The organism is Haloarcula vallismortis ATCC 29715, from assembly GCF_000337775.1.
Classification (GTDB): Archaea; Halobacteriota; Halobacteria; order Halobacteriales; family Haloarculaceae; genus Haloarcula; species Haloarcula vallismortis.
The window spans coordinates 1-505 of sequence record NZ_AOLQ01000058.1 but is presented as its reverse complement, the minus strand read 5'-3'; the positions used below and the strand labels follow the sequence as shown (position 1 = coordinate 505).

The following is a 505-nucleotide window of genomic DNA, read 5'->3' as shown; positions in this document are numbered from 1 at the left end:
AGTGACCATCTTCGGCAACGACCGGACCGAAACCCTCGCCAGTCACGCGAACGTCGTCGTCTCGATGGGCGGCGCGCTCGCGCTCGCCGTCCTGCTGGCATCGATGGCCGTCAGTCTACTCGTGTTCTTCCTCACGTAAGCGTCACGAGCGCTTCGAGATTCGACGCAGGATGGCTCGCGTGCGAACGTACTACCACTCACCGCCCGGACCGCTCGAACCGAACGTAGAATCGGCCGCTCGGAACGTGGCGTCTCATGACTTCAGCGAGAGCGTCCGCGTTTCGATGGCACCGCAACTCGGACAGACGTGTCTGTAGAGCACGCTCGACCCGGTCGTCTTCGCCGACCAACCGCTGTCGGTATCGACGAAACCGCACTCCGAACACGTGTGGTCGGCGTCGCTGTATCGTTCTCGCAGTCGGTCCAATGCGGTCGTTCCTCTCGGCGTTCTTCGTATTGACATGCGTCACCATAGACCATAGTAGTGTATAGTTGTACCGGGCAG

1 protein-coding gene is annotated in these 505 nt (G+C 61.0%); it reads right to left on the bottom strand.

Annotated elements, in window-relative coordinates:
* Nucleotides 1–253: 253 nt before the first annotated feature.
* Complete coding sequence (locus C437_RS20215; RefSeq protein WP_152417886.1) at nucleotides 254–463, bottom strand: HVO_0649 family zinc finger protein; 210 nt, start codon at nucleotides 461–463, stop codon at nucleotides 254–256.
* Nucleotides 464–505: the final 42 nt, after the last annotated feature.